Origin of the sequence: Micromonospora rubida, from assembly GCF_009908295.1 — a bacterium.
Taxonomy (GTDB): Bacteria; Actinomycetota; Actinomycetes; order Mycobacteriales; family Micromonosporaceae; genus Micromonospora; species Micromonospora rubida.
The window spans coordinates 577,309-598,533 of record NZ_JAAALO010000002.1; the positions used below are offsets into that span (position 1 = coordinate 577,309).

The 21,225-nt window shown below is 73.1% G+C and carries 26 protein-coding genes; 12 read left to right on the top strand and 14 right to left on the bottom strand.

Going from position 1 to position 21,225, the window contains the following annotated elements; genetic code table 11:
• Window positions 1-71 precede the first annotated feature (71 nt).
• Window positions 72-386, bottom strand: coding sequence for a co-chaperone GroES (gene groES, locus GVV04_RS07000; RefSeq protein WP_161685767.1), 315 nt, complete (start codon window positions 384-386; stop codon window positions 72-74).
• Window positions 387-1,426: 1,040 nt separating this feature from the next.
• On the opposite strand from groES, the gene GVV04_RS07005 reads away from it, so the two are divergent.
• The 3 genes from GVV04_RS07005 (at window position 1,427) to ybaK (ending at window position 3,694) form a co-directional block, all read left to right on the top strand.
• Window positions 1,427-1,651 carry a helix-turn-helix transcriptional regulator gene (locus GVV04_RS07005; RefSeq protein WP_161685769.1) on the top strand — a complete coding sequence of 75 codons (225 nt, stop codon included), beginning with the start codon at window positions 1,427-1,429 and terminating at the stop codon, window positions 1,649-1,651.
• Between the two features lie 213 nt (window positions 1,652-1,864).
• A complete protein-coding gene (locus GVV04_RS07010) occupies window positions 1,865-3,076 on the top strand; it encodes a THUMP-like domain-containing protein (RefSeq protein ID WP_161685771.1) in 1,212 nt (403 codons plus the stop codon).
• A 138-nt stretch (window positions 3,077-3,214) separates the two neighbouring features.
• Complete coding sequence (gene ybaK, locus GVV04_RS07015) at window positions 3,215-3,694, top strand: Cys-tRNA(Pro) deacylase (protein WP_161685773.1); 480 nt, start codon at window positions 3,215-3,217, stop codon at window positions 3,692-3,694.
• 254 nt (window positions 3,695-3,948) lie between these two features.
• Here ybaK and GVV04_RS07020 read toward each other — a convergent pair whose 3' ends face one another.
• From GVV04_RS07020 to GVV04_RS07050, 7 genes are all read right to left on the bottom strand, one after another.
• The gene (locus GVV04_RS07020; RefSeq protein WP_161685775.1) at window positions 3,949-4,206 is read right to left on the bottom strand and encodes a hypothetical protein; all 258 of its coding nucleotides are present in this window, start codon (window positions 4,204-4,206) and stop codon (window positions 3,949-3,951) included.
• 89 nt (window positions 4,207-4,295) lie between these two features.
• A complete protein-coding gene (locus tag GVV04_RS07025; protein ID WP_161685777.1) occupies window positions 4,296-4,610 on the bottom strand; it encodes a hypothetical protein in 315 nt (104 codons plus the stop codon).
• Window positions 4,607-5,149 (bottom strand): hypothetical protein, encoded by a 543-nt coding sequence (locus GVV04_RS07030; protein ID WP_161685779.1) that lies wholly within the window; start codon window positions 5,147-5,149, stop codon window positions 4,607-4,609. Before GVV04_RS07030 ends, GVV04_RS07025 begins: the two co-directional genes overlap by 4 nt.
• A gap of 13 nt (window positions 5,150-5,162) precedes the next feature.
• Complete coding sequence (locus GVV04_RS07035) at window positions 5,163-5,591, bottom strand: hypothetical protein (RefSeq protein WP_161685780.1); 429 nt, start codon at window positions 5,589-5,591, stop codon at window positions 5,163-5,165.
• Entirely contained in the window at window positions 5,588-6,139 is a 552-nt protein-coding gene (locus GVV04_RS07040; protein ID WP_161685782.1) for a hypothetical protein, read from the bottom strand. The genes GVV04_RS07035 and GVV04_RS07040 overlap by 4 nt, the downstream gene beginning before the upstream one ends.
• 145 nt (window positions 6,140-6,284) lie before the next feature.
• Window positions 6,285-6,812 carry a hypothetical protein gene (locus GVV04_RS07045; RefSeq protein ID WP_161685784.1) on the bottom strand — a complete coding sequence of 176 codons (528 nt, stop codon included), beginning with the start codon at window positions 6,810-6,812 and terminating at the stop codon, window positions 6,285-6,287.
• A gap of 11 nt (window positions 6,813-6,823) precedes the next feature.
• Window positions 6,824-7,363 (bottom strand): MauE/DoxX family redox-associated membrane protein, encoded by a 540-nt coding sequence (locus GVV04_RS07050; RefSeq protein WP_161685786.1) that lies wholly within the window; start codon window positions 7,361-7,363, stop codon window positions 6,824-6,826.
• A 424-nt stretch (window positions 7,364-7,787) separates the two neighbouring features.
• On the opposite strand from GVV04_RS07050, the gene GVV04_RS07055 reads away from it, so the two are divergent.
• The 5 genes from GVV04_RS07055 (at window position 7,788) to GVV04_RS07075 (ending at window position 12,602) form a co-directional block, all read left to right on the top strand.
• The gene (locus GVV04_RS07055) at window positions 7,788-8,876 is read left to right on the top strand and encodes a sugar ABC transporter substrate-binding protein (protein ID WP_161685788.1); all 1,089 of its coding nucleotides are present in this window, start codon (window positions 7,788-7,790) and stop codon (window positions 8,874-8,876) included.
• A gap of 125 nt (window positions 8,877-9,001) precedes the next feature.
• Window positions 9,002-9,808 carry an ATP-binding cassette domain-containing protein gene (locus tag GVV04_RS07060; protein WP_161685790.1) on the top strand — a complete coding sequence of 269 codons (807 nt, stop codon included), beginning with the start codon at window positions 9,002-9,004 and terminating at the stop codon, window positions 9,806-9,808.
• Window positions 9,805-11,067, top strand: a complete 1,263-nt coding sequence (locus GVV04_RS07065; protein ID WP_161685792.1) for a sugar ABC transporter permease — start codon at window positions 9,805-9,807, stop codon at window positions 11,065-11,067. The genes GVV04_RS07060 and GVV04_RS07065 overlap by 4 nt, the downstream gene beginning before the upstream one ends.
• A gap of 7 nt (window positions 11,068-11,074) precedes the next feature.
• The gene (locus GVV04_RS07070; protein WP_161685794.1) at window positions 11,075-12,256 is read left to right on the top strand and encodes an ROK family transcriptional regulator; all 1,182 of its coding nucleotides are present in this window, start codon (window positions 11,075-11,077) and stop codon (window positions 12,254-12,256) included.
• A 55-nt stretch (window positions 12,257-12,311) separates the two neighbouring features.
• Window positions 12,312-12,602 (top strand): DUF1707 SHOCT-like domain-containing protein, encoded by a 291-nt coding sequence (locus GVV04_RS07075; RefSeq protein WP_161685796.1) that lies wholly within the window; start codon window positions 12,312-12,314, stop codon window positions 12,600-12,602.
• A gap of 27 nt (window positions 12,603-12,629) precedes the next feature.
• Here the strand turns inward: GVV04_RS07075 and GVV04_RS07080 are convergent, their stop codons facing one another.
• The gene (locus GVV04_RS07080) at window positions 12,630-14,393 is read right to left on the bottom strand and encodes an ABC transporter ATP-binding protein (protein WP_161685797.1); all 1,764 of its coding nucleotides are present in this window, start codon (window positions 14,391-14,393) and stop codon (window positions 12,630-12,632) included.
• Window positions 14,393-16,096: an ABC transporter ATP-binding protein gene (locus GVV04_RS07085; RefSeq protein ID WP_161685799.1), complete on the bottom strand. Its 1,704-nt coding sequence runs from the start codon at window positions 16,094-16,096 to the stop codon at window positions 14,393-14,395. The genes GVV04_RS07080 and GVV04_RS07085 overlap by 1 nt, the downstream gene beginning before the upstream one ends.
• A gap of 175 nt (window positions 16,097-16,271) precedes the next feature.
• On the opposite strand from GVV04_RS07085, the gene GVV04_RS07090 reads away from it, so the two are divergent.
• From GVV04_RS07090 to GVV04_RS07105, 4 genes are read left to right on the top strand one after another with little or no spacing between them, the layout of a single operon-like run.
• Window positions 16,272-16,640, top strand: coding sequence for a YbaB/EbfC family nucleoid-associated protein (locus tag GVV04_RS07090; RefSeq protein ID WP_161685801.1), 369 nt, complete (start codon window positions 16,272-16,274; stop codon window positions 16,638-16,640).
• A 9-nt stretch (window positions 16,641-16,649) separates the two neighbouring features.
• Window positions 16,650-16,973: a hypothetical protein gene (locus tag GVV04_RS07095; protein ID WP_161685803.1), complete on the top strand. Its 324-nt coding sequence runs from the start codon at window positions 16,650-16,652 to the stop codon at window positions 16,971-16,973.
• A 1-nt stretch (window position 16,974) separates the two neighbouring features.
• Entirely contained in the window at window positions 16,975-18,063 is a 1,089-nt protein-coding gene (locus GVV04_RS07100; protein ID WP_161685805.1) for a WXG100-like domain-containing protein, read from the top strand.
• Between the two features lie 2 nt (window positions 18,064-18,065).
• The gene (locus GVV04_RS07105; protein ID WP_161685807.1) at window positions 18,066-18,656 is read left to right on the top strand and encodes a hypothetical protein; all 591 of its coding nucleotides are present in this window, start codon (window positions 18,066-18,068) and stop codon (window positions 18,654-18,656) included.
• 22 nt (window positions 18,657-18,678) lie between these two features.
• Here the strand turns inward: GVV04_RS07105 and GVV04_RS07110 are convergent, their stop codons facing one another.
• Genes GVV04_RS07110 through tsaB form a run of 4 tightly spaced genes read right to left on the bottom strand, consistent with a single transcriptional unit; the run spans window position 18,679 to window position 21,207 of the window.
• On the bottom strand, window positions 18,679-18,933 hold the full coding sequence (locus GVV04_RS07110) for a hypothetical protein (RefSeq protein ID WP_117665155.1): 255 nt from the start codon (window positions 18,931-18,933) through the stop codon (window positions 18,679-18,681).
• Window positions 18,934-18,965: 32 nt separating this feature from the next.
• Entirely contained in the window at window positions 18,966-20,012 is a 1,047-nt protein-coding gene (gene tsaD, locus GVV04_RS07115) for a tRNA (adenosine(37)-N6)-threonylcarbamoyltransferase complex transferase subunit TsaD (RefSeq protein WP_161685808.1), read from the bottom strand.
• A gap of 6 nt (window positions 20,013-20,018) precedes the next feature.
• A complete protein-coding gene (rimI, locus tag GVV04_RS07120; protein ID WP_161685810.1) occupies window positions 20,019-20,474 on the bottom strand; it encodes a ribosomal protein S18-alanine N-acetyltransferase in 456 nt (151 codons plus the stop codon).
• 55 nt (window positions 20,475-20,529) lie between these two features.
• Complete coding sequence (gene tsaB / locus GVV04_RS07125) at window positions 20,530-21,207, bottom strand: tRNA (adenosine(37)-N6)-threonylcarbamoyltransferase complex dimerization subunit type 1 TsaB (RefSeq protein WP_161685812.1); 678 nt, start codon at window positions 21,205-21,207, stop codon at window positions 20,530-20,532.
• Between the last annotated feature and the right edge of the window lie 18 nt (window positions 21,208-21,225).

A 21,225-nucleotide genomic window follows, 5' to 3' on the forward strand; every position in this document is an offset into this window, starting at 1 on the left:
TAATGTCCCTTCGAAGCGTCACTGCCCCGGCCCGGCGAACCGGACCGGGGCAGTGACACTGATCGGTTTGTCTACTTCTCGATGACCGCGAGGACGTCGCGGGCGGAGAGCACCAGGTACTCCTCGCCGGCGTACTTGACCTCGGTGCCGCCGTACTTCGAGTAGAGGACGGTGTCGCCGACGGCGACGTCAACCGGAATCCGGTTGCCCTTGTCGTCGATCCGGCCCGGGCCGACAGCGAGGACGGTGCCCTCCTGCGGCTTCTCCTTGGCGGTGTCGGGGATCACGATGCCCGACGCCGTGGTGGTCTCAGCCTCGTTCGCCTGGACCAGGATCCGGTCCTCGAGCGGCTTGATCGCAACCTTGGTCGCGGTAGTCACGGGCATACCCTCCTGGGGTATTGGTTTCGTTGCTGGCCGACGGGGCCGACCAGCGTCAATCTGCCACATGCCACCGGGCGGGGCCGTCGTCGCGGGTGCCGGTCCGCCTGGCGTTCAGCGCCCGGGCATGGGCCCGGAAGCTGGCACCCTCGATGGGAGAGTGCTAATCGCAGGTTAGGCCGTGGCTAGCACTCCGTCAAGGAGAGTGCCAGCGCGCCGCCCGTCGTGTCGCCGCAGAGCCGCCACAATTCCGCCACTCGTAGCCGCGACACGCCGACACCACCTCGCCACACCGTCACCAACCCCCGCTGGGAGACTGTGACCGCAGAGGCACTGCCGCTGGGGCAGTCCGCCAGGGCCTCGGCAAAGTCGCTGGGCGCCGATTCCCGCCCGAGGTTCATCCAGCCTCCGGGACTCCTGTCCCGCTGCTTGAGGATGATCCGAGATCCTGGCCAGGGCCTTGGTCACGGTCTCGCCGGTCCTGCGCTGTCCCTGTCTCCGCTCCCGCGAATGCCCCGGAAGATTGCCGCACGCCGCCCCATGCCGCCCCGCGCTTCGGGCAGTCCGGGTGGCGGCCGGACGATTGCCCGTTACCCCCCCGCATCCGGTCGGGGATCTGCCTGTCGGCCCCTTTGGAGCTGCCCCGTTTACGCGCCCGCTCCACCGGTAGCACAAACGGGGCAGCTCCAAAGGGGCCGACGGAGGGTGGACCGACCCGATGGCGCACACCCCGGCCGCGCACGCCATCCTCGACCGGCTCACCGACGGGGCCGACCCGGCGAAGACCGACCCGGCAGGGGCCGACGATGTCGGTAGGCGCACGTATCCCCTGGGACCTGCCAACCCGGGGACCCTCACGACCTTGCCGGGGTGTCGGGCGTCATGCAGCGCCATCGGTGCCTCCGTTTCTGCGGCACCCCGCCCCACCGGGCTCCGCCTCCACCAGGGCGGGGGTACCGCGCCACCGATCACACACCCGCCGAACGCCCCCTGTCAGCTAGGGCAGGCCCTAAGGGGTAGGACCTACTGTGCCTACCTTCGGGGTCATGGGCGAGGAGGAAGTCCCGGGTCCGCTCGTTGGAGCGGCTGAGATTCAGCAGATGCTGCGCGTGAGCCGGTCGCGGTTCCGGCAGATCATCCTGCTGCCCAAATTCCCAGCGCCGTTTCAGAAGCTGATCGGCGGCTCGGTGTGGCTGCGGTCAGACGTCGAGGCGTACATCCGGGACTACCGCCGTCCCCGGCCGCCAGCGGACGAGGACACCCCGGGCTGACCCAACGCCTCCCGTACGGGAGGTGGCGGCATCAGGCAGAAGCAGGGCCGGCAAGTTCGCCGCCTGATCAACGGTGCCGGGTGCGGCAGATGACCACACCCGGCTAACGCAAACCGTTGGCTAGTCAAGGCCCACGGCGAAACCATGACCCGATGCACGGACCCCTGACGGCCCGCAGCCGAACAGCCCGGCCGGGGCCGGGACAATGGGCGGGTGGATCTCGACCAGTTCGCCGCCCTGCGTACCCCCGAGGGGTCGGCCGCGCTCGACGCGGCGACCGAGAGGGCCGGCGGCGACCCGCTGGCCGCGGCGGGCGCACTCCGCTCGGCCGGCATCCCGGCCGGGCTCGCGGCGGCGGCGCTGACCCAGGCGGAGCTGCGCCGCCGGGCGGTCGGCAAGTTCGGGCCGGAGGCCGCCGGCATGTTCCTCACCCGCGCCGGCCTGGAGCAGGCCACCCGCCGGGTGGTCGCCGACCGGCGGGCCGACCGGCTGCGCGCCGCCGGGGTGCGCACCCTCGCCGACCTGGGCTGCGGGCTCGGGGCCGACGCGCTCGCCGCCGCCCGCGCCGGCATCCGGGTGTACGGGGTGGAGGCCGACCCGGTGACCGCCGCCATGGCCGCCGCGAACGCCGAGGCCGCCGGGCTGGCCGACGCGTTCACCGTGGAGTGCGGCGACGCCACGGCGTTCGACGTGTCCCGGGTCGATGCGGTCTTCTGCGACCCGGCGCGGCGCCGGGCCGGCACCGGACGGCGGATCTTCGACCCGAACGCCTACTCGCCGCCGTGGGACTTCGTCACCGGCCTGGCCGAGCGGGTGCCGCACACCGTGGTCAAGGTGGCCCCCGGCCTCGACCACGCGCTGATCCCGGCGGGCGCCGAGGCGGAGTGGGTGAGCGTGGCCGGCGACCTGGTCGAGGCCGCCCTGTGGTGCGGCCGGCTCGCCGCGGTCCCCCGCCGCGCCACCCTGCTGCGGGAGCCTCCCCCCACCGCCGCCGCCGTGCCGGTCGCCCACCATCAGCTCACCGGCTCCGGCGCGGTCGAGGCCAGGGTCGGCCCGGTCCGCCGGTACGTCCACGACCCCGACCCGGCGGTGGTCCGCGCCCACCTGGTCGCGGAGCTGGCCGACGCCATCGACGCCACACTCGCCGACCCGAGCATCGCCTACCTGTACGCCGACGCGCCGGGCGAGACGCCGTTCGCCCGCTGCCTGGAGGTCACCGACGTGCTGCCGTTCTCGCTGAAGCGGCTGCGCGCCCTGCTGCGCGAGCGCCGGGTGGGCCGGGTCGAGATCCTCAAGCGCGGCTCGGCGCTGGAGCCGGAGAAGCTGCGGCGAGACCTGCGGCTGGCCGGCCCGGAGGCGGCGAGCCTGGTGCTGACCCGGGTCGCCGACGCACCCACCGTGCTGCTGTGCCGACCGGTTGGCTGAGCGCCGCCGCAGCCGGTGGCGGGCGAACCGGCGGGGTGCGAGCCGGGCGTGCCGCCGCGTCGATCGGCCGATTCCCGGGGCCCGTCGATCGGCCGATTCCGGTGGCCCGCCGGGCGACGCCGGGTTAGCTTGTCGGGCATGGCGGGACAGGGCACTCCGGCGACGGCGCTGCTGAACAGGCGGAAAATCCGGCACAGCACCCATCCGTACGACGTCTCGCCGGACGCGCCGAACTACGGTGCGCTCGTCGCGGCGGCCCTGGGCGTGCCCCCGGAGCGGGTGTTCAAGTCGCTGGTCGCCGAGGTCGACGGCGCGCTCGCGGTGGCGGTGGTGCCGGTGACCGGCGAGTTGGACCTCAAGGCGCTGGCCGCCGCGCTCGGCGGCAAGCGGGCGACGATGGCGGACCGCGCGGTCGCCGAGCGGGCCACCGGCTACGTGCGCGGCGGGATCAGCCCGATCGGCCAGCGCAAGCGCCTGCCCACGGTGCTGGACGCGTCCGCCCTGGGCCACGAGACCGTCTACGTCTCGGCCGGCCGACGCGGCCTTCAGCTTGAGCTGGCCCCGGCCGACCTGGTCACCCTCACCGACGCGACGACCGCCGCTCTCGCCGCCGGGTGAGCGACGTCCGTTCGACGGCGAGGCCGGGTGAGCGACGCCCGTTCGACGGCGAGGCCGGGTGAGCGACGCCCGTTCGACGGCGAGGCCGGGTGGACGCCACGACAGCCGCCGGGACGGCACCAGCCGGTGGCGTCGGTCGCCCGCGCCCGGCGGGCGGAGCCGTCGGTTCGTGCCACCGGCAGCGGGGCGGACAGCCCGGCGCGGAAACGGGAACCGCCGGGTGGCCGGTGTCGGCCCACCCGGCGGCCTCCTGGTCAGCCGCGGGTGCTGACCCGCTGGATGTTGACCACACCCTCCTCGTCGAAGACCTCGAGGATCTGGGTGGAGAAGCTGCGCTGACCGCGTCGGGTCAACGTGACGCCCTCCTGGACGCGAACCCGGTCGGCCCTGTTGTGCGAGGCGAAGACGTCGACGGGCTCACCGTTGCGGATGTCCGCGCAGATGTGGATGGTCTGCGTACCGTCGGCCTCGTCGCTGACGACGACGAGGCCGCGGTCGATGGGTAGTTTCACTGCAGGACCCCTTTCCTCTCAGAGGTAGCGGTTTGCGGGGTTTCCGATGGGTGCGACGGCCCGGCCGCGACGGGCGAGGCCGGGGCCCGTCAGCCGTACTGGCAGGAGGCGGCCGACCCCACGGTGGTGCCGCCGGACTTCTTCTCGCAGCACTGGCACCAGAGGAAGCCGCCGGAGGTGGTGCACGACCAGGTGTAGTTCGTGGCCGCGCTGCAGTTGCTGAAAGTGACGTTCGGCGGGACGAAGACCAAATTGCAGCACTGGTAGTTGGCGGCCATCGCCGGGGTCGACCGGGCGAAGACGGCGCCCGAGGTGACCAGGCCCACCGCGCCCAGTTTGGCGAGGAACCCCCGCCGGGACCCGCCACCGCGGGACCGGGGTGCCTCGCGTTCGTCGTCGCTCATACAGCCTCCTTAGCTGCCTGTACCGCGGCACGGACTGCCGCGACATCGCTGAACAACAATGCGGAAACCAGCCGCCCCTCTTTGATGACCAGAGCGGAGGGGCTGATCTTTACGCCGAATTGAGTGGCGACCCAGTCGCCGCCTTCATCTATGTGGTGGGGCAGTCCGTCGATTCTGTGTCGGTCGATGAACTCCAATGCTTCGTCTCGGTGGGCCGTCGTCACGATGACGCCGAGGTTGTCGGGGTCGGGCTGGCCGGCGAGCTGCGCGGCCACGTCCTCGCAGCTCGCGCATCGCGTGCTGAGGACCAGCACCACGCGCGGGCCGCCGCTGCCGAAGCCGGCCAGCTGGCCGGGCCAGCCGCTCGGGCGCTCGCCGAACCGGGCCTGTTCGAGCGGCCGGACCCCGGTGCCGCCGGCCGGGGAGGCCGGCGAGCCTTCCAGGCCGCCGGTCCGCGCGTACAGCTCGCCGGCCAGGGCGAAGAGAAGAACGATCGCTCCCGCGAGCAGCACGGTCACGAACATGGTCAGGTAGCTCATTCCGGCCCTTCCTTCATCCCGTCGTGGCGGCGGTCCGTCGTGTCGCCGGATCGGCGACTGGGGTGGCTGGGTGCAGCGGCGACTCGGCCTTGGCCGCTCCGCCGAACATGACCCGGGTCCATCCGCCGGCGTAGCAGAAGACGCCGCAGGTGGTGGTGATGCCGAACCTGCCCGGCGCCCGGGAGGCCCCGACGTGCCGCGGGATCCCGCCCATCGAGTAGACGCTGTCCAGGTCCTGCCACAGCGAGATGCTCAGCACCACCCGCTGCCGCCAGTCCACCAGCACCTTGATGCCGAGGTAGCCGGTGGCCTGCCGACGGACGTGCCGCTTGAGCCGCAGGTGCATCAGCAGGATGAGCAGAACCTTGGGCAGGGTGTGGCAGGTGAACCGCGTGACCACCACCTGCCCCTTGGCCGGGTCCGGCTCCAGCAGCGGCGTCATGCCTGGACCACGGCCACGACGAGGGACAGCGCCACGGCCAGGATCGTCACGCCCGAGGCCCGTCTCGCCCGTACCACCCATTTCCGGCTCCTCCTTTCCGGTAGGTCGGCGTGCTTGGACATGCTCCAGAGCGAGACCAGCAGGCTCGCGACGAGCACGACGCAGAGGAGGAGGATCGGCGCCGAGGCCGGATCGACCAGCAGGACGGCCGCCAGCGCGAGCCAGATCAGGGACACGGTCTTCTGCGTGGTGAAGAGCAGTCCCAGGTCGATGCCCCAGACCACGCCGAGCGTCCCGCCGGGGAGCGTGCGGACCAGTCGCTGGGGCACCTGCCGCCAGATGTGCGGCGTACGGTCACGGAGGTCGGCGACGCCGAGCCAGACGGCGACCGCGGCCAACAGCGCCAGCCGCAGCGGTTCGGGCAGCAACTGCTGGAGCAGCATGCCCGCGAGGAACACCGGGATCGCGAGGAGCACGCCGGCGATCACCCCGCCGACCGCGAGGCCGACCAGGAACCGGACGCCCTCGAACGGGTTCCGACGCAACATGGGACCGGCGACCCCGGCCATGGACACGCCTCAAGGGCTGAGGGCCTGCAGCATGGCTCCTGTTATGCCGAGAACGACCCAGACGATCATGGCGACGCTCCTTCTCGACGTGCGGACGGTCGGTCGCGCGGCGGGGCGCTGTCGCTCAGACCCGCTGCCGGGTGGGGGACACGGTGGCCCGCAACAGGGTGAAGTCGGTGAACGCCAGGGCGGAGATGAGCATCCCGTCGCGGAAGACGAGCGCCGCAGGGCTGATGGCGATGCCGAACTCCCCCCGCACCCAGTCACCGCCCTCGTCGACGTGGTGGGGAAGCCGGGCCAGTCCGTTGGCCGCCACGAACTCCGCGCCGACGACGGCGTCGCCGGTGGAGACGACCACCGCGACGTCAGCCACGTCGGACCCGCCGACGAGTTGGTCGGCGACCTTTCGGCAACTGGAGCAGGCTGTGCTCAACACGAGGACGATCCGCAGCGGCCCTTCGCCGGCCCCGGACAGGCCGGCCGGCCAGGTGGACGGAGTGGTGCCGATCCGGGCCTCCTCCAGCAGGCGTACCCCGCTGGTCCCGGCGGCGGCCCCGCCGCCCGACCGGGTCGAGAGCTGGCCGAGCATCGCGAAGAGCACCACCACGGCGCCGGCCAGGACCAGGAGGGCGAACCCGAACACATAACCCATCGATGCACTCCTCAGTCGTGGGCGGCCGGGGTCGGCCGGGCGCGGATCAGGTCGCGGACCATGTCCCGCCAGGTCCAGACGACAATGGCCACCGCGAGGCCGGCGGTGCCGACCGGCAGCAGGTCGGGGCGCGGGAGGCCGCCCGGGCCGTACCGCAGGACGATGATCGCGGCGGCGACGAGCGCGAGCCCGCTGAGCACGGAGCCGGCCCCCAGCGGACGGCTCTCCGGCCGCCCGAAGCAGCCGCACGGCGCGCGCAGGCCCCGGGCCCGGCCGAGCAGACCCGCCCCGGCGAAGGCCAGGCCGAGTACGCCGGCGAGCAGGGCGCCGGTCGGGCGCAGGACCGGGACGAGCAGGGCGATCGCGACGAACGTCTCCGCCAGGGCCAGCAGGCGGACGACCCGTCGCGCCACCGGGTCGGCCAGCCGCAGCAGCCCCGCGACCGCCTCGCGGGCGTGCTCGGGGGCGACGAGCTTGCCGAGCCCGGCGCAGAGGTGGACGGCTGCGGTGGCGCAGGCGACGACGCCCACGGCAACGGCGGCCGTCGTCATGACGGCGGGAACGTGCTCAGGGCGCAGTTCATCGACATGTGGTGACCCCCGTTCGCTGACCGGCGTCCCGTGCCGGCACCGGCGGTTGCGTCCACCATGGACGGTCACCGCAAGTGGCAACAGTCTTACGCACCGAGTTGCACGGGGTCAATATTCCATCGATGGGTATTTATTAATTTCCGTGCACCTTCCATGGCGGCGACCACCCCGACCGGACCGATGACGGAGCGTGTCGAGCGCGTTCCCGAATCGTTACCGTCCGCGATGAACTCTTGACCTCCGCGGCCTTGTGCGACAGATCCGCCAAACAATAGGTTGCCGGAGACAACAAAGGTCGCCGTCAGCAACCACCACCAGGCCCTGTCGCGCGCGCGTCACCACCAGGCACCCTCGAGTTCCGTCCCCCTCGAAAGGACCCGTGCACATGCGCAGAGGGATCCTCGCCATCGCCGCGGTCGGCATGCTGACCGCCGGAAACCTCACCGCCTGCGGCGGCGACTCCGACGACACCGCCGGCCGGCCGAGGCCGAAGATCGGGGTGATCCTGCCGGACAGCGCCTCGTCGAACCGCTGGGAGGCCGCGGACCGCAAGTACCTGGCGGCCGCTTTCAAGGCGGCCGGGGTGGAGTACGACATCCAGAACGCCCATAACGACAAGGCACGCTTCGTCACCATCGCCGAGCAGATGATCACCAACGGGGTCACCGCCCTGATGATCACCAATCTCGACTCGGGCACCGGCAAGGCCGTCCTGGACAAGGCCACCCAGCGGGGGGTCGCCACGATCGACTACGACCGGCCCACCCTGGGCGGCTCCGCGCAGTACTACGTCAGCTTCGACAACGTCTCCGTGGGCAGGCTCCAGGGCGAGGGCCTGGTCAAGTGCCTGGCCGAGAAGGGCGGGCAGAAGCCGGTGGTCGTCGAGCTGAACGGCGCACCGACCGACAACAACGCGGCCCAGCTCAAGGAGGGCTACGACTCCGTCCTCGGGCCGAGATACGACGCACGGGAATACGTCAAGGGGCCGGACCAGTCGGTGCCCGAGTGGAACAACACCACCGGCGGCACCATCTTCGAGCAGATGCTGACCCAGACCGGTGGCAAGATCGACGGCGTGCTCGCCGCCAACGACGGACTGGCCAACGCGGTCATCGCCGTGCTCGCGAAGAACAGGCTCAACGGCAGGGTCCCGGTCACCGGCCAGGACGCCGACGCGCAGGCCCTGCAGCACATCCTGGCCGGGGACCAGTGCATGACCGTGTACAAGCCGATCAAGGCCGAGGCCGAGGCCGCGGCCGCGCTGGCCATCGCGCTGGCCAGGGGCGAGAAGAGGAAGACCGACCAGAGCTTCCGGGACACCGCGGGCAACCGGGACGTCCCGGCCGTGCTGCTGGAGGCCCAACCGATAACCAGGGAGACGGTGAAGAACGTCATCGCGGACGGCTTCGTCGACAGGAACGCCGTCTGCACCGAGAAGTACGTCGCGCTCTGCGCCAAGATCGGCTTGAGCTGAGCCGGTCGGTCCCGGCCCGTGTCGGATGTGACACCCTCTTGCCCGGCCGTCGGACACTTCCGTCGTGTCGGACGGCCCGTCCGGTGGGCCTCCGACCGTCGGACACCTACGCGAAGGAGACCACCGTGTCGGGGACCCCCCTGCTGGAGCTGCGCGGAGTCGACAAGAGCTTCGGCCCCGTACAGGTCCTTCACGACGTCGCCTTCTCAGTCCATCCGGGCGAGGTGACCGCCCTCGTCGGCGACAACGGCGCCGGCAAGTCGACGCTGGTCAAGTGCATCAGCGGCATCCACGGCACCGACGCCGGCGAATACTTCTTCGAGGGCCAGCCGGTGACCATCAACGGCCCCCGGGACGCCGCCGCCCTGGGCATCGAGGTCGTCTACCAGGACCTCGCCCTCTGCGACAACCTCGACATCGTGCAGAACATGTTCCTCGGCCGGGAACGGCGCTCGGGCCTGGTGCTCGACGAGCCGGCCATGGAGGAAGAGGCGGCCCGGACCCTCGCCTCGCTGTCGGTGAAGACGATCAGCTCGCTGCGGCAGCACGTCTCCAGCCTCTCCGGCGGCCAGCGCCAGACGGTGGCGATCACCAAGGCGGTGCTCTGGAACAGCAGGCTGGTCATCCTCGACGAGCCGACGGCGGCGCTCGGCCTGGCCCAGACCGCCCAGGTGCTCGAACTGGTCCGGCGACTGGCCGACAACGGGCTGGCCGTCGTCCTCATCTCGCACAACATGAACGACGTCTTCGCGGTGTCGGACCGGATCGCGACGCTCTACCTCGGCCAGATGGTCGCCCAGGTCAGGACGACCGACGTCACACACGCCCAGGTGGTCGAGCTGATCACCTCGGGGCGTAGCGGGAGGCTCGGCACCGCCACCGAGACCGGCAACGGTTACCTCAGCACCAGAGTCGCGGGAGCTGCGGAATGACCACACGGACCAGGACGGTCCACACCGAACCGGTGGCCGCCGTCGGGCAACCCACCCTCAGCGGCCACGTCCAGGGCTACCTGGCCCGCCTGCGCGGGGGCGACATGGGCGCCCTGCCGGCCATCCTGGGCCTGGTCGTGCTCTGCGTGTTCTTCTCGGTCCTGCGGCCCAACTTCCTCACCGCCGGCAACTTCGCCAACCTGTTCACCCAGGGCGCGGCCGTCGTGCTGATCGCGATGGGCCTGGTGTTCGTCCTGCTGGTGGGCGAGATCGACCTGTCCGCCGGCTTCGCCAGCGGGGTCTGCGCGGCGGTGCTGGCCAACCTGCTGACCATCCAGGGCTACCCGTGGTACGTGGCCACCCTCGCCGCCCTCGGCACGGGCGTGCTGATCGGGCTGGCACTCGGCTTCCTCGTGACGAAGGTCGGCATCCCGTCCTTCGTGGTCACGCTGGCGGGCTTCCTCGCCTTCCAGGGCGTCATGCTGATGCTGATCAAGGGCGGCACGAGCGTCCCGGTCCAGGCCGAACCCATCGTCGCCATCGAGAACAACAACCTTCCGCCGCTGGTCGGCTGGCTGCTGGCCGCCGTGGTGGTCACCGGGTACGCCGCCTCGCAGCTGCTGCGGTACCGCAACCGCTCCGTCCGCGGGCTCGTCACGGACCCCCTGTCGGTGGTGCTGGTCCGTATCGGCACGCTCGCCGTCGGCGTCGGCGGCACCGTTCACGTGCTCAACCTCGAACGCAGCCTCAACAGCCTGATCAGCTCGAACCGGGGGATGCCGGTGGTCGTACCGTTGATCGCCCTGCTGCTCGTCGCGCTGACCTTCGTCCTGTCCCGCACCGCCTACGGGCGGCACGTGTACGCGGTCGGCGGCAACCGGGAGGCCGCCCGCCGCGCCGGCATCAGCGTCGACCGCATCCGCATCTCGGTCTTCGTGGTCTGCTCGTCCATGGCGGCGGTCGGCGGCGTCGTGGCCGCCAGCCGGTTCAGTTCCGTGGACGCCAACACCGGCGGCAGCGACGTGCTGCTGTACGCCGTCGGCGCGGCCGTGATCGGCGGCACCAGCCTCTTCGGCGGCAAGGGCCGCGTGGTGGACGCGGTGCTCGGCGGCGCGGTGGTCGCGGTGATCGACAACGGCATGGGCCTGATGAACGCGAGCTCCGGAGTGAAGTACCTGTTCACCGGGCTGGTGCTGCTGCTGGCCGCCGGCGTCGACGCGCTCTCCCGCCGCCGTGCCGTCGCCACCGGGAACCGCTGAACAGCCGATGCGCGCGGGCCCGAGCCAGGAGGAGATTCGCCGGCAGAATCTCGGTGCGCTGCTGCGCCACGTCCACGTCCACGGGGCGACGTCGCGCGCCACGCTCACCACCGAGTTGGGGCTCAACCGCAGCACCATCGGCGCGCTCACCACCGACCTCGTCAACGCGGGCCTGGTCAGCGAGGAGACGCCGAGGGAGACCCGGCGGGCGGGACGACCGTCGCTGGTCGTCCGGCCCGAGTCGGCCCGGGTCTACGCCTGGGCGTTCAGCATCGAGGTGGACCGGCTGCGGATCGCCCGGATCGGGCTCGGCGGCGTCGTGCTCGACCGCCGCACGGTGGAGCGTCCGCGCGGCCTGCTGGCTGAGGAGACCGCGCCGCTGCTGGCCGGGGAGCTCAAGAGGATGCAGCAGGAGGTGCGGCCGGGAATGATCTGTATCGGCGCGGGCATCGCGGTCTGCGGCATGGTCCGCCGGGACGACGGCATGGTCCGCCTGGGCCCGCACACCGGCTGGGTGGACGAGCCGATCGCGGACGCCCTGGCCGCCGAGCTCGGCACCGGCACGACGCCCACGGTGGGCAACGTGGCCGACGTCTGCGCCTTCGCCGAGTACACCCGCGGCGCCGCCGCCGGCTGCAACAACGTCATCTACCTGTACGGCGACGTGGGGGTGGGCGCCGGCATCATCGCGGGCGGCCGCCGGCTGACCGGGCACGGCGGCTACGGCGGCGAGGTGGGGCACATGGTCGTCAACCGGGACGGCGTCCGCTGCGCGTGCGGATCGCGCGGCTGCTGGGAATCCGAGATCGGCGAGTACGCCCTCCTACGCGCCGCGGGCCGGCCGGAGGCCCACGGCAGGGAGGCGGTGCTCGCGGTCTTCGACGCCGCCGACCGCGGCGACGCGCGGGCCCAGGCGGCGGTCCGGCAGATCGGCGACTGGCTCGGCTTCGGCGTGGGCAACCTGGTCAACATCTTCAACCCCGAGATGGTGATCTTCGGGGGGACGATGCGGGACCTGTACCTCGCGGCGGCGGCCCAGATACGCAGCCGGCTCAACTCGATCGGCCTGTCGGCCTGCCTCGAACACGTCCGGCTCCGTACGCCGAAGCTGGGCGACGACGCCGCCCTGATCGGCGCGGCCGAGCTGGCCTTCGAGCGGTTGCTGGCCGACCCGCTCGACGCCGCCTGACAGCCACCTCTCGGCGGGGCGGACCCGACGGTGACGGCTGCGTACCCTGTCCTCCGTGGACGTCGAGCTGCGCGCCTCCGACGACGACCGGCACCGGGTGGTCGCCGAGCTGCAACGGCACACCTCGGCGGGCCGGCTCAGCCTGGACGAGTTCTCCGAGCGGGTCGGGGTGGTCTGGTCCGCCCGTACCCTCAACGACCTGGCCACGGTGACCCGGGACCTGCCGGTCGAGCCGCCCCCCGCCGGGCCGGCCGCCGAACACGGCCGGCGGGACCTGCTGGTCGTCTTCGCCGTCGCCGTCGCCACCCTGATCCTGCTCGGCCTGCTGATGGCCCTCACCCGCTGACCCGGCCACTGGCCCCCGCCCCCGGGCTCAGCCGTGCCAGGAGCGCCAGAGGGCCGCGTAGGAGCCGCCGGCCGCGACCAGCTCGTCGTGCGAGCCCAGCTCGATGATCCGGCCGTCCTCCACCACGGCCACCCGGTCGGCGTCGTGCGCGGAGAAGAGCCGGTGCGCGATGGCGATCACCGTCCGGCCCGCCAGCACGGCGGCCAGCGAGCGCTCCAGGTGCCGGGCGGCCCGGGGGTCGATCAGCGAGGTCGCCTCGTCCAGGACCAGGGTGTGCGGGTCGGCCAGCACCAGCCGGGCCAGCGCGAGCTGCTGGGCCTGCGCCGGGGAGAGCGGGTGCCCGCCCGCGCCGACCACCGTGTCGAGGCCCTGCGGCAGCGCATCCGCCCAGCCCAGGGCGTCCACCGCCGCCAGCGCCGACCGGACCCGGGCCGGGTCCGCGTCGGGCCGGACCATCGCCACGTTGTCGGCCAGGGTGCCGATGAAGACGTGATGCTCCTGGGTGACCAGCGCGACGTGGGTGCGCAGCTCCGCCAGGGGCAGCCCGTCCAGCGGCCGGCCGTCCACGGTCACCGACCCGGTGCGCGGGGAGTGCACCCCGGCCAGCAGCCGGCCCAGGGTGGACTTGCCCGCCCCGGACGGCCCGACCATGGCCACCTTCTCCCCCGGCTCGGGCACCAGGGTCACGCCGTGCAGCACGTCCCGGCCCTCGCGGTAGGCGTACCGGACGTCGCGGGCGACGAGCCGGGGAGCGGCCGGGCCGCCGCCCGCCGACGGTCGCGGTGACCCGACGGCCGGGTTCGGGCCCGCGTCGTCGGCGGCGGCCACCCCGAGCAGCCGGGCCATCGAGGCGCCGCCCACCTGCAACTCGTCCAGCCAGGAGAGCAGCCGGTCGACCGGGTCCACGAGCTGCTGGGCGTAGAGGGTGGCCGCGGTGACCTGGCCGAGGCTGGCCCAGCCCTTCAGGTAGAACCAGCCGCCGACGACCAGGGTGGCGACCACCGGCACCACGTACCCGAGCTCGGCGACCGGGAGGAAGACGGTACGCAGCCCGAGGGTGTACCGCTCGGCCACGTACGACCGGCGGATGTCGGCGGCGGTGCGGGCACCGCGGCGGGCCTGTTGGCGCAGCGCCTCCGTGGTCCGCGCCCCCTCGACGGTCTCGCTGATCCCGTCGGTGATGTCGGAGTACGCGGCGTTCTCCCGCAGGTAGCCGGCCGGGGCGCGGCGCAGGTACCACCGGGTGCCGGCCCACAGGATCGGCACCGCGAGCAGGCTCGGCAGCACGAGCAGCGGCCCGGTCAGCAGCAGCGCGACGACGACGAACACGACCGTGACCAGCGCGATCAGCGTCTCCGGCACCGCGAACCGAACCGTCCTGGACAGCGCGGAGACGTCCCGGGACGCCCGGGTGAGCAGGTCGCCGGTGCCGGCCCGTTCCACCGTGGACAGCGGCAGGGCGAGCAGCCGGTCGACGAACTCCTCGCGCAGCTCGGCGAGCATCCCCTCGCCGAGCCGGGCCGACGCCAGGTGGGCGAACCGCACCAGCACCGACTGGGCCACCACGAAACCGCCGATGGCCAGCGCGATCCGGTCCACCGTGACGGTCGAGGTGCCCTGGGAGATGCCCTGCACCAGGTCCCCGAGCAGCCGCGGCGCGACCAGCCCGGCCGCCGCGGCCAGCGCGTGCAGGCCAAGCGTGACGGCCAGGGCGCGGGGATGCCGGCGGACCAGGGCGCGGGCGTACCGGCGGACCTGGCCGGCGTCGGCGACCGGCAGTGCGGTGGTCATCAGCTCTCCCCCCGGCTCACCGTGGCCGCGTAGCGCGGCTCGGTGCGCAGCAGTTCCTCGTGCGGCCCCTCGGCCACCACCTTGCCGTCCTCCACGAACACGACGTGCTCGACGCCGCCCAGCACCAGCGGGCTGGTGGTGCAGACCAGGGTGGTCCGGCCCCGCCGGGCCGGGCCGAGCCGCGCGGCGATCCGCGCCTCGGTGTGCGCGTCCACCGCGCTCGTCGGCTCGACCAGCACCAGCGTCTCCGGGTCGGCGACCAGCGCCCGGGCCAGCCGCAGCCGCTGCTGCTGACCGCCGGAGAACTCCCGGCCCCGCTCGGCGACCCAGCCGTCGAGCCCGTCGGGCAGGGCGTCGACGATGTCGGTCGCGCTCGCCGCGTCCAGCGCCGCGAGGATCGTCGCCGGCTCGGCCGCGTCGTGCGGGTCCAGCTCCACCCGCAGCGGGCCGGTGAACAGGTGCGCGTCGTTGTCGGCCACCAGGATCCGCTCGCGCACCGCCGCCAGCGCCACCTCCCGCAGCGGTACGCCGTGCAGCGTCACCTCCGCGTCGACGTACCGGCCGAGCCGGTCGGCGATCGCGGCGGCGTCCTCGGGGGCGGCGGCGACCAGCGCGGTGAGCCGGCCGGCTGGCACGACCAGCCCCGACTCGGCGTCCACCAGCTCGCCCGGGCCGGCCGGCAGGGTCGCCGGGCGGGCGGGGTCGACCAGCTCGGGGGTGAGCCGGAGCAGCCGGACCACCCGGCGGGCCGCCACGTGCCCCCGGGTCAGCCGGTCCACCGCCTCGGTGAGGTTACGCAGCGGGCTGACCAGGAACGCGGTGTAGCCGTAGAAGGCGACGAGCTGGCCGGCGGTGATCTCGCCGCGCAGCGCGAACCGGGCACCCAGCCAGGTGACCAGCACCAGGAACGCGCCGGGCAGCAGGATCTGGGTCGCCTCCAGCAGCGACTCCACCCGGGCCACCCGCAGCCCGTCGGCGCGCAACGCCTGGGACCGAGCCCGGTACCGGGCCGACAGCACCGGCTCGCCGCCGACACCGCGCACCACCCGCAGCCCGGAGACGATGTCGCCGGCCCGGGCGGTCAGCGCCCCCTCCGAGTCCCGGTACGCCTGCTGCCGGCGGTGCAGCGGCCGGATGAGCAGCCCCACCACGGCCATCAGCAGCGGCACCCCGAGCACCACGACGAGGCCGAGCGGCACCGACGCGGAGAGCAGGATCACCGCCACCGTGGCGATGGCGACCAGCGATCCGGCGCCCCGGGCGGTGATGTCGATCGCGTGGCCGATCTGGCCGATGTCGGCCGTACCGATGCTGACCACCTCGCCCCCCGCGACCCGGCGGGGCAGCGCGGCCCCCAGCCGGTTCGCCGCGCCGACGGTGACCTGCACCGTCCGGTACGCGCCGCCCAGCCAGTTGTGCAACGCGCACCGGTGCCGCAGCGCACCCGCGCCGGCCTGGAGCACGCCCAGCCCGAGCAGGGCCAGCCCCCAGGTGAGCAGGGCGCCCTGGTCGCGGTGGGTGAGGCCGGCGTCCACGGCCCGGCCGACGGTGGCCGGCATCAGGGCCTGGGCGACCATCCAGACCACGCCGAGGCCGATGGCGGCGAAGAAGAGCAGCGGTTGCCGACCGGCCAGCCACACCAGGTAGCGGGTCGCCGAGCGGTCGTCGGGTACGCCGGGATCACCGGCCGGTTCGAATCGCATGACCCGCCGACGCTAGGCGGTGGAGAACCGGTTGCGCCAACGCTTTCCCGCCGGTGTAAGTGATCGCACCGCAGGTAGACGGGGCCGCGGGGATGCAAGATCACCCGACTGGCCGGGAGGGGCTAAGCTCTCGGCGGACGTGTCCGCGCACCGCCGAGGCGAATCGAGGTGTCCCTTGACCGACCAGGACGACCAGCCCAGCGACCTGGTGAGCCGCTTCACCACGGCCCGGGCGACGGCGGAGGAGTGGGACGGCCTCGTTCGCGTCGAGGTGGACGGCACCGGCGACCTGCTGGCCCTCGACCTCGACCCCCGGGCGATGCGGTACCCGTCGACGGACCTGTCGGCGGCGATCCGGTCGGCGTTCCGCACGGCCCGGGCACAGGTGCAGGTGACCCTGCAGGAGCAACTCGCAACCGAACCGGTGTCCCTGCCCGACGGGCTGGGGTCGCTGGGCACGGTAAAGCACGACGCCGAGCTCCGGCTCGGCGAGCTGACCTCCAGCGCCCAGCAGATCCTCGACCGACTCGGCCGGGCCGGCTGAGGGGCCGGGGTGAATCCGACACATGTCGAACCCGACCTGCTCGCGACGGCCGGGCAGCTCATCGGCGACGCAGCCGGCCAGCTCGACAACGGCCTTGCCGAGTTGCAGGCCACGGTGACCACGGACAACCCGTGGGGCGCCGACGAGCCGGGCACGCTGTTCGGGGCCGCGTACACGGGGGTGCTGTCGCACGCGCTGGAGGTCTACGGGTCGCACGTCGGCCTGCTGGCCTACGCCGGGCAGAACCTCGACGCCTGGGCGCGGGAGGTGGCCGAGACCGACCGGGCCGCCGACGAGATGTTCACCGCGCTGCACGGCCGGACGGGCCTGTGACGTGGGGCTGCAACTTCCCGCGGAGCTGACCGAGCCGCTGAGCTGGATCGGCCTGGAATGGCCACAGGCCGACGAGGAGTTACTCTTCGCGGCCGGGCAGCAGTGGCTCACGTTCGGGCTGCGGCTCCAGACGACGGCCGAGACCGGCAACGGCGCCGCCCGGGCGGTCTGGGAGCGGAACCAGGGCGAGACGGTCGACGCGTTCCACGCCTGGTGGACGCGCGACGACGGCCCGCAGCCACGGCTGACGGAGGACGAGATCGCCGCGCAGCTCATCGGCGCGTCGCTGATCGTGTTCGCGGCGATCACGCTCTTCATGAAGATCGCCTTCATCGTCCAGCTGATCATCCTGCTGGTGCAGGTGACCATGGCGATCGCCGCCGCCGTGGCCACGTTCGGGGCGTCCACGGCCACCATCCCGGGCTTCGTGGCGGCCACCCGACTCGCCTGCCGGCAGCTGCTCAAACAGGTTGTCAAACAGGTGCAGACCCTGCTCAAGGAGCTGCTGGAGCGCGCGCGGAAGCTGCTCAAGCGGGCCCGGAACGCCGGCCCGAAACGGGCCCCGAAGACCGGCCCGGACGGGATACCGCCGCGCATCACCGACGGCCCGCGGATGCCGACGCAGCAGATGAACCCGCACTACCGGACCGAGACCGACCCGACGAAGCCGCCGTTCCCCGGCCAGTCCGTGCGCTACCTCGACGACGCCGAGCGGGAGGCCCACCGGGTGGTGGTGGGTCGCGACGGCCAGCTGTACCGCAGCGACGGTACGCTCTTCGACACCACGGCGGGCAGTTCCGTACACGCGGGCGGCGGCGGCCGGGCCATCTTCGTGATGGACGAGCGGGGCAACCTGTACGCCTCCAACTACCAGGCAGTCGGCGATTTCCACCACTCCAGCTTCCTCGGCGGTCAGCCGGTCGCCGGGGCCGGCGAGATCGAGGTCGTCAACGGCCGGTTGCAGTTGCTCACCGACCGCAGCGGCCACTACATGCCGGGCCGCTCGTTCACCGACCAGGTGGCGGCCAACCTGCGCGATGCGGGTGCCCCGCCGTTCAGAACCAGCTACATGGCACCGAAGGGCACGTGATGATGACCGCAGACTGGCGTGGGCCCGTCGACCAACTCCTCTACAGCGTGATGTTCGATTCCGTGCTGGACGACGCGGTCGTGGCCCGGACCGCCCGGACCGTCCTGGACGGCCGGTCGCTGACCGCCGGCCCGGGCGCGTACGTGGACGCGATCGGCGCCGCGCTCTCCTCGGACGCCCGGCTGGCCGAGTCCTTCGACACGCCGCACGACGAGGCTGCCTTCCGGGACTTCCTCGGCCGCCTGCGGCACCGGCTCGAACAGTTGCGGCCGTGGCCCGAGCCCGCGTACGTGCGGCTGCCGGTGGAGCAGTGGCTGACGTTCGGGGCCGCCCGGCCGGTGGCGCAGCTCGGGCAGTCGCTGATGGCGGTACAGGACCGGCTGGCCCAGCGGTTCGAGCGGCTGCCGGGCGACGACGGCCGGTACGGGCTGCTCCTGCGGCTCAACTCCGGCCACACGGTGGCGGTCGTGGGGTCGTACCAGCCGGGGCCGGTGACCCTGCTGCAACGCGGTCCCGGCGACCCGGCGACGGTCATCGCCGCCTTCCAGGCGGCCACCGGCCTCGACCGGAGCCTGATCGTCCCGACCCCCTGACCGCCCCGGCGGGCGGGGGGGGTCAGCGGTCGACCTGGGTGAAGTCCCACGAGTGCGGCGGGCGGGCGACCAGCGTCGCGGGCGGGTCGGGCAGCGGCCGAGGGCTGCTGCGCCACTTCGAGATGACCACCACCCGGTGATCGGTCGAGCTGAACACCTCGCTGGACAGGTGCAGCGGGTCGTGCTCGAACTCGGGCAGCGCGGTGTCGCAGACCCAGGTGATCAGGTCGGCGAAGCCGTAGGCCTCCGCCCGCGCCTCCCACATCCGTACGATCACGTCGTCGCTCCCCTCGCCGTCACGTCGAGCCGTCACACGCTCACCGTGGTCAGCGGCAGGGCCGAGTCGGCCGGCAGGTCGAGCCGGCTCGGCGCGACCCCGGCGGCGACCAGGTGCGAGCCGAGCGCGGCCACCATCGCCCCGTTGTCGGTGCACAGGTTCGGCCTGGGCACCCGCACCCGGATGCCCAGCTTCGCCGCCCGGTCCTCCGCGAGCACCCGCAGCCGGGAGTTCGCCGCCACTCCCCCGCCGATCACCAGCGTGTCGATCCCGTGGGCCCGGCAGGCGGCCAGCGCCTTCGTGGTGAGCACGTCGCAGACCGCCTCCTGGAACGACGCGGCCACGTCGGCCACCGGCACCGGCTCGCCGGCCCGCTGCCGGGCCTCCACCCAGCGGGCCACCGCCGTCTTCAACCCGGAGAACGAGAAGTCGTACTCGTGCTTGGCGAGGTCCTTGGCGGCGGTGAGCCCGCGCGGGAAGCCGATGGCGGCGGCGTCGCCGGCCCGGGCCTCCCGGTCGATGTACGGCCCGCCGGGGAACGGCAGGCCGAGCAGCCGGGCCACCTTGTCGAACGCCTCCCCGGCGGCGTCGTCGATCGTCGCCCCGAGCGGGGTCACCCCCCGGGCCAGGTCGTCGACGAGCAGCAGGGACGAGTGCCCGCCGGAGACCAGCAGGGCGATCGCCGGCTCGGGCAGCGGCCCGTGTTCGAGGGTGTCCACGGCGACGTGCGCGGCGAGGTGGTTGACCCCGTACACCGGTTTCTCGGCCGCCAGCGCGTACCCCTTGGCGGCGGCGACGCCGACCAGCAGCGCGCCGGCCAGCCCCGGGCCGGAGGTCACCGCGATGGCGTCGATGTCGGCGATGGTCACCCCCGCCTCCCGCAGCGCCCGGTCCATGGTCGGCACGATGGCCTCCAGGTGGGCCCGGCTGGCCACCTCGGGCACCACGCCGCCGAACCGGGCATGCTCCTCGACGCTGGAGGCCAGCGCGTCGGCGAGCAGGGTGTGCCCGCGCACGATGCCGACCCCGGTCTCGTCGCAGGAGGTCTCGATGCCGAGGATCAGCGGTTCGTCAGCCATGTCTCCTCAGTCCTGCTCGCGCCGCATGACCAGCGCGTCGGTGTTGCTCGGTTGGTAGTAGCCGCGGCGCACCCCGATCGGCTCGAAGCCGTACGTCGCGTAGAGCCGCTGGGCGGGGGCGTTGTCGGCCGCGACCTCCAGCAGCGTACTGCGGGCACCCCGGCGGGCGGCCTCGGCGAGCAGCGCCTCCAGCAGGGCCCGGCCCACGCCGCGCCGCTGGGCTCCCCGGCGGACGGCGATGTTCTGCACCCACGCCTCGTCCGGAGCCGCCACGGCCAACCCGGCGTAGCCGAGCAGGGAGCCGTCGTCGGTCGCGACGAGGTAGAAGTGGCCGTTGGCCAGCTCGTTCCAGAACATCGCCGGCGACCACTGCTCGGCGCCGAACAGGTCCGCCTCGATCGGCAACACCTCGTCGATGTGCCACCAGCGGAACGGTTCCAGCCGTACCCCGGCGGGGCTCACGGCGCCACCTCGGCTCGCGACTGCGGGGCTCGCAAACCCCGCTCACTCCTCACGCTCACGGCAGGGCCGGTTTGCGGGTGGTGGCCGCCACCGCGTCGGGGCGGCGCAGGTACAGCGGGGTGAGCGGGTCGCCGGGGGCACCGGAGCGGATCCGCTCGGCCGCCAGCGTGGCCAGCACGGTCGGGTCCGGGTAGCGGGGCTCGGCCCGCAGCGGCAGGTCGAACACCTCGGCGTACCGGTGCGCGCCGTCGCCGGCAGCGGCGGTGACACCGAGGTCGTGGGCTCGCCGCGCGGCCACCGCCGGGGTGTCCACGTCCGGGCCGGCGATCCGCTGGCCCGCGCCGTCGTACACCGCCCAGTAGACCTCCCGGCGGCGGGCGTCGCTGGCCGCCAGGACCGGCTCGCCGGCCGCCGCCGGGTGCCCGATCCCGTCGAGCGAGCAGACGCCGTACGCGGGAACGCCGAGCACCTGGGCCATGGTGGCGGCGGTGACCAGCCCCACCCGCAGCCCGGTGAACGGGCCCGGGCCCAGCCCCGCCACGATCGCGGTCAGGTCGGCCGGGCGGGCGCCGACCTCGGCGAGGACCGCGTCGACCTGCGGCGCGAGCAGCTCGCCATGCGCGCGGGCGTCGACGGTACGACGTTGCGCCCGCGCCGTCACTCCGTCGGCCGTGACCTCCACCAGCGCTGCGGTCACCGCAGGAGTCGAGGAGTCCAGCACCAGTACGAGCACGAACGCCACCCTAACCGC

Excerpts from the sequence above, each read along its gene's own strand:
- GVV04_RS07085 (WP_161685799.1), bottom strand. The coding sequence starts at position 16,096 with ATGCGATTCGAACCGGCCGGTGATCCCGGCGTACCCGACGACCGCTCG.
- GVV04_RS07005 (WP_161685769.1), top strand. The coding sequence starts at position 1,427 with ATGGGCGAGGAGGAAGTCCCGGGTCCGCTCGTTGGAGCGGCTGAGATT.
- GVV04_RS07070 (WP_161685794.1), top strand. The coding sequence starts at position 11,075 with ATGCGCGCGGGCCCGAGCCAGGAGGAGATTCGCCGGCAGAATCTCGGT.
- GVV04_RS07105 (WP_161685807.1), top strand. The coding sequence starts at position 18,066 with ATGACCGCAGACTGGCGTGGGCCCGTCGACCAACTCCTCTACAGCGTG.
- GVV04_RS07045 (WP_161685784.1), bottom strand. The coding sequence starts at position 6,812 with ATGGGTTATGTGTTCGGGTTCGCCCTCCTGGTCCTGGCCGGCGCCGTG.
- GVV04_RS07035 (WP_161685780.1), bottom strand. The coding sequence starts at position 5,591 with ATGACGCCGCTGCTGGAGCCGGACCCGGCCAAGGGGCAGGTGGTGGTC.
- GVV04_RS07050 (WP_161685786.1), bottom strand. The coding sequence starts at position 7,363 with ATGACGACGGCCGCCGTTGCCGTGGGCGTCGTCGCCTGCGCCACCGCA.
- GVV04_RS07080 (WP_161685797.1), bottom strand. The coding sequence starts at position 14,393 with ATGACCACCGCACTGCCGGTCGCCGACGCCGGCCAGGTCCGCCGGTAC.
- GVV04_RS07040 (WP_161685782.1), bottom strand. The coding sequence starts at position 6,139 with ATGTTGCGTCGGAACCCGTTCGAGGGCGTCCGGTTCCTGGTCGGCCTC.
- groES (WP_161685767.1), bottom strand. The coding sequence starts at position 386 with ATGCCCGTGACTACCGCGACCAAGGTTGCGATCAAGCCGCTCGAGGAC.
- tsaD (WP_161685808.1), bottom strand. The coding sequence starts at position 20,012 with ATGGCTGACGAACCGCTGATCCTCGGCATCGAGACCTCCTGCGACGAG.
- GVV04_RS07025 (WP_161685777.1), bottom strand. The coding sequence starts at position 4,610 with ATGAGCGACGACGAACGCGAGGCACCCCGGTCCCGCGGTGGCGGGTCC.
- GVV04_RS07055 (WP_161685788.1), top strand. The coding sequence starts at position 7,788 with ATGCGCAGAGGGATCCTCGCCATCGCCGCGGTCGGCATGCTGACCGCC.
- GVV04_RS07030 (WP_161685779.1), bottom strand. The coding sequence starts at position 5,149 with ATGAGCTACCTGACCATGTTCGTGACCGTGCTGCTCGCGGGAGCGATC.
- GVV04_RS07065 (WP_161685792.1), top strand. The coding sequence starts at position 9,805 with ATGACCACACGGACCAGGACGGTCCACACCGAACCGGTGGCCGCCGTC.
- ybaK (WP_161685773.1), top strand. The coding sequence starts at position 3,215 with ATGGCGGGACAGGGCACTCCGGCGACGGCGCTGCTGAACAGGCGGAAA.